Source organism: Vibrio sp. 10N.286.52.C3, from assembly GCF_041468865.1.
Classification (GTDB): domain Bacteria; phylum Pseudomonadota; class Gammaproteobacteria; order Enterobacterales; family Vibrionaceae; genus Vibrio; species Vibrio crassostreae_C.
Map to the genome: position 1 here is coordinate 171,824 of NZ_JBFRJM010000001.1, position 13,190 is coordinate 185,013.

Annotated in this window: 16 protein-coding genes; 8 read left to right on the forward strand and 8 right to left on the reverse strand. The window is 43.7% G+C overall.

What is annotated here, in order from left to right; translation table 11 throughout:
• The first annotated feature begins 27 nt into the window (after positions 1-27).
• From surA to AB4138_RS00715, 5 genes are all read left to right on the forward strand, one after another.
• A complete protein-coding gene (gene surA, locus AB4138_RS00695) occupies positions 28-1,326 on the forward strand; it encodes a peptidylprolyl isomerase SurA (protein WP_065584690.1) in 1,299 nt (432 codons plus the stop codon).
• Positions 1,313-2,305: a 4-hydroxythreonine-4-phosphate dehydrogenase PdxA gene (gene pdxA / locus AB4138_RS00700; protein WP_102398245.1), complete on the forward strand. Its 993-nt coding sequence runs from the start codon at positions 1,313-1,315 to the stop codon at positions 2,303-2,305. Before surA ends, pdxA begins: the two co-directional genes overlap by 14 nt.
• Positions 2,302-3,117 carry a 16S rRNA (adenine(1518)-N(6)/adenine(1519)-N(6))-dimethyltransferase RsmA gene (gene rsmA, locus AB4138_RS00705; RefSeq protein ID WP_017062942.1) on the forward strand — a complete coding sequence of 272 codons (816 nt, stop codon included), beginning with the start codon at positions 2,302-2,304 and terminating at the stop codon, positions 3,115-3,117. Before pdxA ends, rsmA begins: the two co-directional genes overlap by 4 nt.
• Before the next feature lie 88 nt (positions 3,118-3,205).
• The gene (gene apaG / locus AB4138_RS00710; protein ID WP_004735899.1) at positions 3,206-3,586 is read left to right on the forward strand and encodes a Co2+/Mg2+ efflux protein ApaG; all 381 of its coding nucleotides are present in this window, start codon (positions 3,206-3,208) and stop codon (positions 3,584-3,586) included.
• A gap of 29 nt (positions 3,587-3,615) precedes the next feature.
• Positions 3,616-4,419: a symmetrical bis(5'-nucleosyl)-tetraphosphatase gene (locus AB4138_RS00715; RefSeq protein ID WP_017062943.1), complete on the forward strand. Its 804-nt coding sequence runs from the start codon at positions 3,616-3,618 to the stop codon at positions 4,417-4,419.
• Positions 4,420-4,493: 74 nt separating this feature from the next.
• On the opposite strand, the gene folA is transcribed toward AB4138_RS00715, so the two are convergent.
• The 6 genes from folA to rplU all read right to left on the reverse strand — a co-directional run bounded on the left by folA (position 4,494) and on the right by rplU (position 8,481).
• Positions 4,494-4,973 (reverse strand): type 3 dihydrofolate reductase, encoded by a 480-nt coding sequence (gene folA / locus AB4138_RS00720; protein WP_017062944.1) that lies wholly within the window; start codon positions 4,971-4,973, stop codon positions 4,494-4,496.
• Positions 4,974-5,009: 36 nt separating this feature from the next.
• Complete coding sequence (locus AB4138_RS00725) at positions 5,010-5,483, reverse strand: threonine/serine exporter family protein (RefSeq protein ID WP_017062945.1); 474 nt, start codon at positions 5,481-5,483, stop codon at positions 5,010-5,012.
• Positions 5,483-6,250 carry a threonine/serine exporter ThrE family protein gene (locus AB4138_RS00730; protein WP_017061378.1) on the reverse strand — a complete coding sequence of 256 codons (768 nt, stop codon included), beginning with the start codon at positions 6,248-6,250 and terminating at the stop codon, positions 5,483-5,485. Before AB4138_RS00730 ends, AB4138_RS00725 begins: the two co-directional genes overlap by 1 nt.
• A 164-nt stretch (positions 6,251-6,414) precedes the next feature.
• A complete protein-coding gene (cgtA, locus tag AB4138_RS00735; RefSeq protein ID WP_017061377.1) occupies positions 6,415-7,587 on the reverse strand; it encodes an Obg family GTPase CgtA in 1,173 nt (390 codons plus the stop codon).
• 305 nt (positions 7,588-7,892) lie between these two features.
• The gene (rpmA, locus tag AB4138_RS00740) at positions 7,893-8,150 is read right to left on the reverse strand and encodes a 50S ribosomal protein L27 (protein ID WP_004735905.1); all 258 of its coding nucleotides are present in this window, start codon (positions 8,148-8,150) and stop codon (positions 7,893-7,895) included.
• A gap of 19 nt (positions 8,151-8,169) precedes the next feature.
• A complete protein-coding gene (gene rplU, locus AB4138_RS00745) occupies positions 8,170-8,481 on the reverse strand; it encodes a 50S ribosomal protein L21 (RefSeq protein ID WP_004740823.1) in 312 nt (103 codons plus the stop codon).
• Positions 8,482-8,749: 268 nt separating this feature from the next.
• Between rplU and ispB the strand changes: the two genes are divergently transcribed.
• On the forward strand, positions 8,750-9,721 hold the full coding sequence (ispB, locus tag AB4138_RS00750) for an octaprenyl diphosphate synthase (protein ID WP_017061376.1): 972 nt from the start codon (positions 8,750-8,752) through the stop codon (positions 9,719-9,721).
• 103 nt (positions 9,722-9,824) lie between these two features.
• On the opposite strand, the gene AB4138_RS00755 is transcribed toward ispB, so the two are convergent.
• Complete coding sequence (locus tag AB4138_RS00755) at positions 9,825-10,016, reverse strand: hypothetical protein (protein ID WP_017061375.1); 192 nt, start codon at positions 10,014-10,016, stop codon at positions 9,825-9,827.
• Positions 10,017-10,140: 124 nt separating this feature from the next.
• Complete coding sequence (gene mdh / locus AB4138_RS00760) at positions 10,141-11,076, reverse strand: malate dehydrogenase (RefSeq protein WP_009847834.1); 936 nt, start codon at positions 11,074-11,076, stop codon at positions 10,141-10,143.
• A gap of 332 nt (positions 11,077-11,408) precedes the next feature.
• Between mdh and argR the strand changes: the two genes are divergently transcribed.
• On the forward strand, positions 11,409-11,879 hold the full coding sequence (gene argR, locus AB4138_RS00765; RefSeq protein WP_004740827.1) for a transcriptional regulator ArgR: 471 nt from the start codon (positions 11,409-11,411) through the stop codon (positions 11,877-11,879).
• A 342-nt stretch (positions 11,880-12,221) separates the two neighbouring features.
• Positions 12,222-13,190 (forward strand): TAXI family TRAP transporter solute-binding subunit, encoded by a 969-nt coding sequence (locus AB4138_RS00770; protein ID WP_017061374.1) that lies wholly within the window; start codon positions 12,222-12,224, stop codon positions 13,188-13,190.

The following is a 13,190-nucleotide window of genomic DNA, read 5'->3' on the forward strand; positions in this document are numbered from 1 at the left end:
CACATCAGTAAATTTAAAGGATTACACATGACATTGTGGAAACGCACATTAATTGCTATTGCAGCGACTTGTACTTTATCAACAAGCTTTGCAGCACCGGTTGAGCTAGACAGCGTAAAAGTTATCGTTAACGAAGGCGTTATCTTACAAAGCGACATCGATGCTTCGATGAAGACACTGCGTGCCAACGCAAAAAAAAGCGGTCAAACACTGCCATCGCAAGATGTGCTCAATGAGCAAGTACTAGAAAAACTGATCATCGATACTATTCAAACTCAAGAAGCAGAACGTATCGGTGTTCGTATTGATGATGCTCGACTTGATCAAGCAATTGAAGGTATCGCTAAAGACAACAACCAAACGGTAGAACAACTTACCGCATCGGTTGCTGAAGAAGGCCTTAGCTACAATGCATTTCGAGAGCAAGTAAGAAAAGAGATTGCAGCAAGTGAAGCTCGTAACGCCTTAGTTCGTCGCCGTATCAATATTCTTCCTGCGGAAGTTGATAACCTAGCAGATATCTTAGCGCAAGAGACTAACGCGACCGTTCAATATAAAATTGGCCACATTCAACTGCGCTTTAATGATGACCAAACCAAAGAAGAGTTAGAAGCTCAAGCTACTGAACTGGTTGAAGAACTGAACTCAGGCAAAGATTTCAGCACCATGGCATATACTTACTCTAAGGGTCCTAAAGCGCTGCAAGGTGGTGATTGGGGTTGGATGCGTAAAGAAGAGATGCCAACCATTTTTGCTGACCAGATCAAAATGCAAAATAAAGGCAGCATCATCGGTCCTTTCCGTAGCGGTGTAGGTTTCCACATTCTAAAAATTGAAGATGTGAAAGGCTTAGAAACCGTAGCAGTAACGGAAGTGAATGCTCGTCATATCTTGATTAAGCCAACCGTAATCTTGAGTGACGATGGCGCGAAAGAACAACTTGAAGAGATCACGCGCCGCGTAAACACAGGTGAAGCGAGCTTTGGCGACCTTGCACAGCAATACAGCCAAGATCCAGGTTCTGCAGTACAAGATGGTGAGCTAGGCTACCAAACACCAGATTTGTATGTACCAGAATTCAAACACCAAGTAGAAACGCTACCAGAAGGCAAAATCAGTGCGCCATTCAAAACCGTACACGGTTGGCACATTGTTGAAGTACTAGACCGTCGCGAAGTCGACCGTACCGATTCAGCTTTGAAAAACAAAGCTTACCAAATTCTATTTAACCGTAAATTCAACGAAGAAGCTGGTGCTTGGCTACAAGAAGTAAGAGCAAGTGCCTTTGTTGAGATGGTTGAGGACGACCAAGATGACAACAACTAAACGTATTGTCATAACCGCAGGTGAACCAGCAGGGATAGGCCCAGATTTAACTTTGGCTCTATCTCAAGAAAGTTGGCCTCATCAACTCGTGGTTTGTGCTGATAAAACACTGCTATCCGAGCGAGCTAAAATTCTTGGTATCGAAGTCGATCTTCTGGACTACGATGCAAATGCAGCTAAGCAACCGCAACGCGCTGGCACACTGGTAGTGAAACACGTTCCACTTGCTGAAACGGCAGTTGCAGGTCAACTCAATGAGGCTAATGGTCATTACGTATTAAATACTTTAGAAACCGCAGCAATTGGCTGTATGAATGATGAATTTGATGCTATTGTCACCGGCCCCGTTCACAAGGGTGTAATTAACCGAGCTGGCGTTGCTTTTAGCGGCCATACCGAGTTCTTTGCAGAGAAGTCCAATACACCACTGGTGGTGATGATGTTGGCAACTGAAGGGCTGCGTGTTGCGCTAGTAACAACGCACATCCCACTAGCTTATGTATCTCAAGCTGTGACCGAAGACAGATTAGAGCAAATTATTGCTATTCTAAATAAAGACTTGGTTGAAAAATTTGCTATTGAGAAACCAACTATCTATGTGTGTGGCTTGAATCCACATGCTGGTGAAGATGGTTGTTTAGGGCGTGAAGAGATTGAAACCATCACCCCGACGCTAGAAAAAATTCGCCAAGAAGATGGCATCAATTTAGTTGGCCCATTGCCAGCAGACACCATCTTTAATGAAAAATATTTGCAAGATGCAGATGCTGTTTTAGGTATGTATCACGACCAAGTACTCCCGGTATTGAAATACAAAGGGTTTGGTCGCTCAGTGAACATCACGCTTGGCTTACCGTTTATTCGCACATCAGTCGACCACGGTACCGCCTTAGACTTGGCAGGGAAAGGCCAAGCCGATACAGGGAGCTTTAGAACAGCGCTCACGCACGCCATTGAATTAGTAGAGAAAAAGCAATGAGAAATGATGTCCACTTAGGGCACAAAGCGCGTAAACGTTTTGGTCAAAACTTCCTTAACGATCCATACATTATTGATGGCATCGTATCGAGTATTAACCCACTACCAGGTCAAAACTTGGTAGAGATCGGTCCTGGTCTAGGCGCAATTACTGAGCCTGTGGGTAAGCTTGTCGATAAATTTACTGTTATCGAATTGGATAGAGACCTTGCAGAACGTCTTCGTAACCATCCAGATCTGGCTGATAAGCTAACGATCCGTGAAGGTGATGCGATGAAGTTTGACTTCCAAGAACTGGTTAAGCCAAACAATAAGCTACGTATCTTCGGTAACTTGCCATACAACATCTCTACACCATTGATGTTCCACCTTTTTGAATTCCATAAAGACGTGCAAGACATGCACTTTATGCTTCAAAAAGAAGTGGTTAACCGTCTAGCTGCTGGCCCTGGCAGTAAAGCTTACGGTCGTCTTACTGTAATGGCTCAATACTACTGTAAAGTAACGCCTGTGTTAGAAGTTCCACCAACGGCCTTCGTTCCGCCACCGAAAGTAGACTCAGCAGTCGTGCGCCTACAGCCATACGAAGTGCTGCCTTATCCGGCAAAAGATCTGAAATGGCTAGATCGCGTATGTCGTGAAGGCTTTAACCAACGTCGTAAAACAGTTCGTAACTGCTACAAGAGCTTAATCGATAAGGAAGTGCTTGAAGAGCTAGGTATCAACCCAAGCATGCGTCCTGAGAACTTAACGCTCGAGCAGTTTGTCGACATGGCAAACTGGTTGTACGACAGTCATAACGCTGACAAATAAATAAAAAAGGCTCCTACACTTCGGTTAGGAGCCTTTTTTATGTAATACTTTAATTACATTAAGTATATCAACAACAAAAGGTGCGAATATGGATATATCTACGCCTTGTATCAAATGCCAGGTTCACTCTAAGTACATAGAAGAACAATCTGAGCCAACGAAGAATCGTTATGTCTTCGCCTACATTATTACCATCAAAAATCTAAGTAAAACAACGGTGCAACTTATGTCTCGCCGCTGGTTAATTACCGACTCTAACGGCAAGCAGCTCACCATTGAGGGTGATGGTGTAGTTGGCCAACAACCCGTGATTGAAGCCAACGACGAGTACACCTACACAAGTGGTACGGTCATCGAAACCCCTGTTGGCGTTATGCAAGGTCACTATGTGATGACCGATAACAAGGGCATTGATTTTATTACCGAAGTTGACCCATTCAGACTCGCAATCCCTAATATTCTTAATTAGCCGTACATCCGTATCTACAGGAAATTATTGTGTCGAATTACATTGTCGGAGACATCCAAGGGTGCTTCGACGAACTTCAAGGACTACTTGAAAAAATTAACTTTGATAAACACCAAGATACTTTATGGGTCGCCGGAGACTTAGTTGCTCGAGGCCCTAAATCATTGGAGACGTTACGCTTTATTCGTAACCTTGGTGACGCAGCTAAGGTTGTATTAGGCAACCACGACTTACATCTTCTGGCGGTGTCCTTAGGACTATTTCCAGCGAAACCAAAAGATAAGACTCAAGCGATTCTTGATGCTGAAGATCGTGAACTGCTAATCGAATGGTTAAGACAACAGCCTTTGCTTCAAGAACACCCAGAGTTCGTGATGTGCCATGCGGGTATCTCACCGCAGTGGAATCTAGAAAGAGCACGTGTTGAAAATCGAGAGATCGTATCCTTGTTAAAGTCCGATAAATGGCAATGGCTAATCGAAAACATGTACAGCAACGCGCCTGATTTATGGCATCAGGATTTACATGATATTGAGCGCTATCGCTATGCGATCAATAGCCTGACAAGAATGCGTTTCTGTTTTGAAGATGGCCGTCTCGACATGGCATGTAAGCTACCACCGAATGAGATTACCGATGAACCATTAGTGCCATGGTTTGACCTTCCGCAACGCATAAAGCTCGATAAAACCGTTGTTTTTGGACACTGGGCTGCGCTTGAAGGCTATAACGGAAAAGACGTAATTGGACTTGATACTGGATGCGTCTGGGGAGGTGAATTGACAATTCTTCGCTGGGAAGATAAACAGTTTTTCACTCAGAAAGCGCTATAAAGATACGAGAAACTTGCGCTACCTTGGTAGGGTAACGCAAGCATTTTTCAGAGACTAGCTATTGATAACCACAGTTAACGCTCGAGAATCACAAACTCCATGTTGTGTTTGTTTTTCTCGTCAGCTTGATAGCTCTCGTTAAAGCTCTGCTTCCAACCTTCACCCCAGTCAGGAAATTGTGTATCTCCATCGACGGCGAAATCGATGTAAGTCAGATACAACTTGTCCGCTTTAGGTAAGCAGCTCTCATAAATAGAGCCGCCACCAATGATCATCACCTCTTCAACATCACTGAGTAGCTCTAGAGCCTGTTCAATAGAAGTTACCGTCGTTACACCTTCAATCTTTAAACTCTCATCACGGCTGATTACGACATTCAACCGACCCGGCAAAGGGCGTCCAATAGAATCGTAGGTCTTACGTCCCATCACGACTGGTTTACCCATAGTCGAGCGTTTAAACCATGCAAAATCCGCAGGTAAATGCCAAGGCATCTGATTGTCTTTACCAATTATACGGTTGTTTGCCATTGCCGCTATCATGCTGATGATCATAAATCGAAAGTCCTGTCCCTAAAAAGAAAATTAACGCTAAACGATAGGTCTACGGCGATAGAATAACAGCCCTGGCACAGCTAAGCCAACCGCCAACCCTGCGATAATGAACATCGATTTTAAAAAGTTCTCCATCAACATTGCCAACAACTCAGGCGTGTAGCCTGCCCTGTTAATCTCCACCATCGCAATCATCGCCTTGAAGGCGAACACACCTGGCACCATAGGAATTAGAGCTGCAACCGTAAACACCTTCGGATGTGCTAACAGTTTATGTGACCAATGAACCCCTATCATACCAACCACGGTTGCGGCGAAGAACGTCGCCCATTCGATTGGAATACCAAAGTGCATCATCAGATACCGGCTACCATGACCGATAGAACCACCGAGTGCACAATAAATTAAAGCACGTTGCGGAACGTTAAACACCAATGCAAACCCAACCGCAGGAATAGCGGCGAAAAACATATCGTTGAGCAGACCTAAAAACAGTTCGAAAATACTCATTAGCTTGCCCACCCCCAAACATCTGATAGACTCATCGCCGCGACAATGCCCAAGCTCGTCGCCAGAGTTAATAAGCTGGCCATGGTAAAGCGCGCTAACCCCATATTAATATGGCCTTTAAGCATATCAGCGACGGAGTTAATCAGAGGAAAACCAGGTACTAACATTAATACAGATGAAGCCATCACGATCGTGGGTTGGCCGCCAATATTGTAAAGTACGGCTTGAGCTGAAATGGTCGTGGTAACGAATGCTGTGATAGCAAAGTTTAATAGCGGATTGAAATGGCGGTGCCCAATCTCTTGCCTGACGATCATACCGCAAGCTGAAGCAATAAAAGTCATCATGAAGACTTGCCAGTCTCCGCCCGCAAGGTGGCTAAAAGAGGCGCACGACAACCCTATCATCACAACCACTAACCAACGGTTGTAGCGCTCGGGGCTGATGTTTTGAATCTTTTTATACGCCAAATCATAATCGAGAATTCCCTTCTCCATCATGATGCAAATGCGTTGAATGTCGGTGATAACCTGCATGTTAATGCCACGATCAGCACAACTTCGAGTAGTGGTAATACAGTGATCATCCATTACGGTAGTTACAACAAGCGCATTGGCTGACAGTGCGACTTCAACCTCATTCACCCCACAAGCAATACCGATGCGACGCATGATATCGCCGACCAGTGTGCTCTCTGCCCCGTGCGCCAATAACATTTGTCCTGATTGAGCGACGAGTCTTGAGATCGCTCTTTGCTTTGATGCCATGATTTCCTTCCCATAGGCGTTAATTATCTAAAGATAAATTTTGCATAAAAAACAGTAAGACGTCATGATTTAGATACAAAAAAACCGCAATTTTCATTGCGGTTTAATAAAACTATCAGTGTACTTGTAAGAAGCGACCGATGCGTTATGAGAAACTAAGAGGATTAGTCACGAACATAGATAACATGGCCGTCATCCTCTTCGTCATCCCAATCGTCCCAATCGTCGTCATCTTCAGTAACGACATTCTTACCGCTCATCGCATCTTTATGGTAGTCATCCCACATAAAGTCTACTTTTTCTTCTTCTTCAACTTCTACAACTTCACGAGGTAGGTTTTCCATAAACTCACCTAGTTTGAAGCAAAGATCTTTGGTGCCGATTTTATTCACAGCAGAGATCTTGAAGTACTCGCCTTCCCAGCCCAAAGCATCGATGATTTCTTGAATCTTTTCGTCTGCTTCGTCTTCTGGCATTAGGTCAACTTTATTGAACACTAACCAGCGAGGTTTTTGTGAAACTTTTTCACTGTATTGCTCAAGCTCATCGATGATCGTTAGTGCATTCTGAATAGGATCAGATTGATCGATCGGCATAATGTCGATCATATGCAGAAGAACACGACAACGCTCAAGGTGCTTAAGGAATCGGATACCAAGGCCAGCGCCATCAGCTGCGCCTTCGATTAGTCCTGGGATATCGGCAACAACGAAGCTCTTTTCAGGGACAACACTTACCACACCCAAGCTTGGGATCAAAGTAGTGAACGGGTAATCAGCCACTTTTGGTTTCGCAGCAGATACTGAACGAATAAAAGTAGATTTACCTGCGTTTGGTAGGCCAAGCATACCAACGTCAGCTAATAGAAGAAGCTCTAAACGCAGTTCACGAACTTCGCCTTTAGTACCCATTGTCTTTTGACGAGGAGCGCGGTTAACAGACGATTTAAAACGCGTGTTACCAAGACCGTGCCAACCACCTTTACCAACCATTACTTTCTTGCCGTGTTCAGCAACTTCAGCAACGATTTCGTTGGTGTGGATATCAACTGCACGCGTACCAACTGGTACTTTCAGCGTAATGTCTTTACCACGTTTACCAGTACAGTTACCGCCGCGACCATTCTCGCCACGCTCTGCATTGTAAAAACGTTGGAAACGGTAATCGATCAGTGTGTTTAAGTTCTCATCCGCTTGGATGTAAACATCACCGCCGTCACCACCGTCGCCGCCATCAGGACCACCTTTAGCGACGAATTTTTCGCGCCAAAAGCTAACTGTACCATTACCGCCATCACCGGCTTCTATTTTTACTACCGCTTCATCAACGAATTTCATTTTTTAACTCCGCACTTACGTTGCGTTACCACTCATCAAGGAGTGATATAAATTCTAGCAGATCCGTGTTTAGATCGATCACCTAAGATCTAGGCCGACCTGCAACCAAGGAACAAATAAGGAGAGGTTCTTTGCTTCTTATTTCTTAAAAACTAATCTGTTTATCAAAAAATAAAACGGCTTCTCAAAACCAAAACAAGAGCGTCTGCTTTTTTATTCTTGCTATAAATAAAAAACCCTGCCGAATCGGCAGGGCTTTTGAATTCAGCTTGAAAGCTAATAAAATAATCTAGTTAAAGATTAAATTACTCAGCTTCGATGCTTACAAACTTACGGTTTTTAGGACCTTTAACAGCAAATTTCACTTTACCTTCAGTAAGAGCGAAAAGAGTGTGGTCTTTACCGATGCCAACGTTTGTGCCAGCGTGGAACTTAGTACCACGTTGACGAACGATGATGTTACCTGCAAGAACAGATTCACCACCAAAACGCTTAACACCAAGACGTTTGCTTTCTGAATCGCGGCCGTTATTAGTAGAACCGCCAGCTTTTTTATGTGCCATTGTTAAACTCTCCTAATACTTAAGCGTTAATGCCAGTGATTTTCACTTCAGTGAACCACTGACGGTGACCAGCTTGCTTACGCGAGTGCTTACGACGACGGAACTTAACGATTTTTACTTTATCGCCACGACCGTGTTGTACTACTTCTGCAGTAACCTTGCCACCTTCAACAAGAGGTGCACCAACAGCGATTTCTTCGCCGTTAGCAACAAGAAGAACTTTATCAAATTCAACAGTTGCACCAGTTTCAACGTCTAATTTCTCTAAACGAAGTGTTTGACCTTCGCTTACTCGGTGTTGTTTGCCACCAGATTGGAAAACAGCGTACATATTTTACTCCGCTTTTTCCGCACAGCCTATGGTTGTTAATTGTACAACTCGGGTGTGCGCTAAACTAATCAATAGGGCGCAGATTCTACGGGAATCATGGCGCTATGACAAGCCATATTTTTAAAAAATTGGCGAAAACCTGTTCGCCAAAGAAAAGTGCGGCAATCATGCCCTTTAGCGATGTATTAATCAACGTTTTTTAGTGTATTATTCAACAATTAAATACAACGTATAAGCCTTACAGGGTCTAACTTCAGCCGGATGAACAATGGATTTTAAAGCTATCCAAACGCTTACTGCCAATGATATGGCAAAAGTGAATGAAACAATTCAAGCCCAACTTAATTCTGACGTAAGTTTAATCAACCAGCTTGGTTTTTATATCGTTAGCGGTGGTGGCAAACGCCTACGCCCTTTGCTTGCTCTTTTATCTGCTCGCGCACTTGGTTATCAAGGTGAAGCTCATATCACCTCTGCAGCCTTTATCGAGTTTATTCACACCGCAACCCTGCTTCACGACGATGTTGTCGATGAATCAGACATGAGACGCGGTAAAGCGACGGCCAATGCCGCTTTTGGTAATGCCGCTAGCGTTTTGGTGGGTGACTTTATCTACACACGCTCATTCCAAATGATGACAACGCTAGGATCTTTAAAGATCCTTGAGCTAATGAGTGAAGCGGTAAACGTGATTGCCGAGGGTGAAGTTCAACAATTAATGAACTGCAATAACCCAGACACCACAGAAGAAAGCTACATGCAGGTGATCTACTCTAAGACTGCTCGTTTGTTCGAAGCTGCGACCCAAATCGGTGCGATTCTTACTGAGTCATCACCAGAGATCGAAACAGCAATGCAGAACTATGGTAAATACCTAGGCACCGCTTTCCAACTGATTGACGATGTGATGGATTACACTGCAGATGGTAAAGAGATGGGTAAAAACGTTGGTGACGATCTAGCCGAAGGCAAACCAACACTGCCTCTACTTTACGCAATGCATAATGGCTCTCCTGAACAAGCAAGCATGATTCGTGAAGCGATTGAGAAAGCGAACGGCATGGAACGTCTTGACGATATTATGGCTGTAATGAAAGAGACAGGCTCTTTAGAGTACACAACAAATAAAGCCTACGAAGAGGCCGATAAAGCCATCGCTGAGCTTTCTGTACTTCCTGACTCAGAATATAAGCAAGCGCTAACCACGCTCGCACACTTAGCTGTTAAACGCAGTAAGTAAGCAGGTTAATAGACAACTCGCTTCTAGCTTCTATATAAATAACAAAAAGAGCCTCAGGGCTCTTTTTTTTGGTTTTCAACAAATATTTGTAGGTGAGCCAAATTCAATATCGACTGGCTTCTAATGATAACGGCAGTTGTGCTTCAATCTCTTCAAGCTCTTCCATTGGCACCGCGTACTGCTCATGCCCGTTGTAAGTCTCTACTAGCGCGTACTGCTCTTGCTCATCAATTACCAATACTTTTCCTAAGTGCCCCAAATATTCGACATTCATACCCTTCTGAACAGTAGCCATAACATTTACCTTCACATTAATTGTAAAGCTAAATACGAGTAGCTTGAACTTCAGGATCAAAAAAGCCGATCATAATGACCGGCCCTTATTAATTAGCTTAAGTCTGAGTTAAATAGCGTTTCGCTTATTTAGCGAATTCAACACCAATCTCGATGTCACCATTTAGCGTTTCAAGCATGCTATCTAAAGCGTTACGTTCGAAGTCACTTAGCTCACCGTAGCTAAGGATCGCTTCAGCGCCCTCTTTGCCTAGTTTAACTGGCTGTGCGAAGAATGGAGCGTGCTCGCCTTCACCTTCAACGTATGCACATTCAATCACGTTTTCTTCACCTTGAAGTGCTTTAACTAGTGCAAGACCGAAACGACAAGCCGCTTGACCCATAGACAGTGTCGCACTGCCGCCGCCAGCTTTAGCTTCTACTACTTCAGTACCTGCATTTTGGATGCGAGTCGTTAGCGCTGCAATTTCTTCATCAGTGAACTCTACGCCTTCAACTTGAGAAAGTAGAGGAAGAATCGTTACGCCTGAGTGACCACCGATAACAGGAACACGGATGTCGCCTGGATCTTTGTCTTTTAGTTCAGCAACGAACGTTTCAGAACGAATCACATCAAGAGTCGTAATACCGAATAGACGACGCTTGTCGTAAACGCCCGCTTTCTTCAGTACTTCAGCCGCGATTGGCACTGTTGTGTTTACTGGGTTAGTAATGATACCAACACAAGCAGTCGGACAAGTAACTGCGATTTTCTCTGCAAGAGACTTAACAATGCCAGCGTTCACATTGAAAAGATCCGCACGATCCATACCAGGCTTACGAGCAACACCCGCTGAAATAAGTACAACATCCGCACCTTCTAGTGCTGGTGTTGGATCTTCACCCGCGTAACCTTTGATCGAAACAGGCGTTGGGATATGGCTAAGATCGGCAGCAACACCCGGTGTTACCGGAGCGATGTCGTAAAGTGCAAGATCTGAACCAGCAGGTAGGCGGTTCTTAAGTAGTAGGGCTAGGGCTTGACCGATGCCACCAGCGGCACCAATAACAGCTACTTTCATTGTTATTCTCCTTGAGAGCTTTCTCTTATAGATTCTTTGTAGGGTAATTCTTGAGCTAAATCTAAGTTAAAAAACTATATTAATCACAAAGTGATTACAATCAATTAACGCTAGCTTTGCGACTTCGCGCAAGTCAATAAAACCGTGCTACACAGCAAGTTCGCATTATGGCGATAATCGACTGAAATAACAAAATAAGTCGTCGCAAATAACACATTATTCTATTAAATATTTACAGTGATATGACTAACAAATTACAGGGATGTTTTGGCTAAAATTGAATATGTATGCGAAAATATGCAAACATCTTTGTTAATGAATAAGAATGACATATGCGCAATACAGAAAAGCAAGACAACTTAGTTCGTGCATTTAAAGCCTTACTAAAAGAAGAACGTTTTGGCTCACAAGGCGAAATTGTGGATGCCCTAAAACACGAAGGTTTTGAAAGCATCAACCAGTCTAAAGTCTCGCGTATGTTAACCAAGTTTGGTGCCGTTCGAACTCGTAACGCAAAAATGGAGATGGTTTACTGTCTTCCTGCTGAGCTAGGTGTTCCGACCGTTTCTAGCTCTTTACGAGAATTAGTACTAGATATTGACCACAACAATGCATTGGTGGTGATACACACAGGTCCTGGTGCGGCGCAGCTGATTGCTCGTTTATTAGACTCACTAGGTAAGTCGGAAGGTATACTGGGCGTAGTCGCAGGTGATGACACTATCTTCATTACTCCAACGTTATCGGTTACCACTAAGCAACTGTTTGATTCAGTGTGCGAACTGTTTGAATACGCTGGATAATTGATCGCTGTTTCATAACTATCAGCCTTATTAATGGATCACGAGTATCTATTTGCTTCGTGATCCAAATCACATCCTAGAATATCCATACCTCCCTTCCAAAATCACACTAAACCATTGATTTTAAAAAACTCAGTAGCAAATCAAACACGAGATCAAGACATCATTTGTTAGATTTTTTAGCTATATCTTTTAACATTCGAGTAATTTTCTGCCAATTTTTGATATTATTCAGCCACTTTTTCATCACATGGATTGAAAAAGGTGCCGTTTCCAAATAGGAAACTCCTGAAGCAACTACACTTGTTTCAGGGTTAATAATGAATAAAGGAAGGGAAATTCATGGCATTTACCAAACTTATTAAAGTTGGTGCTATTGCAGCTGCTGTAATGGGCGCTGGCGCTGTTAACGCTCAAGAGTTCATCACGATTGGTACTGGTTCAGTTACGGGTGTTTACTACCCAACTGGTGGTGCGATTTGTAAGCTAGTGAACAAGGGCCGCAAAGACCACAACATTCGTTGTTCTGTAGAGTCTACTGGTGGTTCAATCTACAACGTTAACACCATCCGTGCTGGTGAACTAGATTTCGGTGTTGTTCAATCGGACTGGCAATACCACGGCTACAACGGTACAAGTAAGTTCAAAGATCAGGGCGAATACAAGAAACTTCGCGCGATGTTCTCTCTACATACAGAACCGTTCAACATCATCGCTCGTACTGATGCTGGCATCAACAATGTGTCTGACCTAGCAGGTAAGCGTGTAAACATTGGTAACCCAGGTTCTGGTGACCGTGCAACGATGGGTGTTGTAATGGACGCTATGGGCTGGACTAACGACAGCTTCAAGCTTGCTTCTGAACTTAAAGGTTCTGAGCGTTCACAAGCACTTTGTGATAACAAGATTGATGCATTCATCTACATGGTTGGTCACCCGAACGGATCAATCAAAGAAGCAACAACGTCTTGTGATGCAAAACTGGTTTCAGCAACAGGTCCACAGATCGACAAGATCGTAGCTGAAAACCCATACTACGCTTACAGCACAGTTCCTGCTGGTATGTACCGTGGTACTGACGCTGACGTAAACAGCTTCGGTGTTGCAGCTACTATGGTAACAACTTCAGACGTTTCTGAAGAAGTTGCATACAACGTTGCTAAGGCAGTATTTGAAAACTTTGACACTTTCAAACGCCTACACCCAGCATTTGCTAACCTGAAAAAAGAAGACATGGTTAAAGCGGGTATCTCTATCCCTCTTCACCCAGGCGCAGCAAAATACTACAAAGAAGTGGGCCTTCTAAAGTAA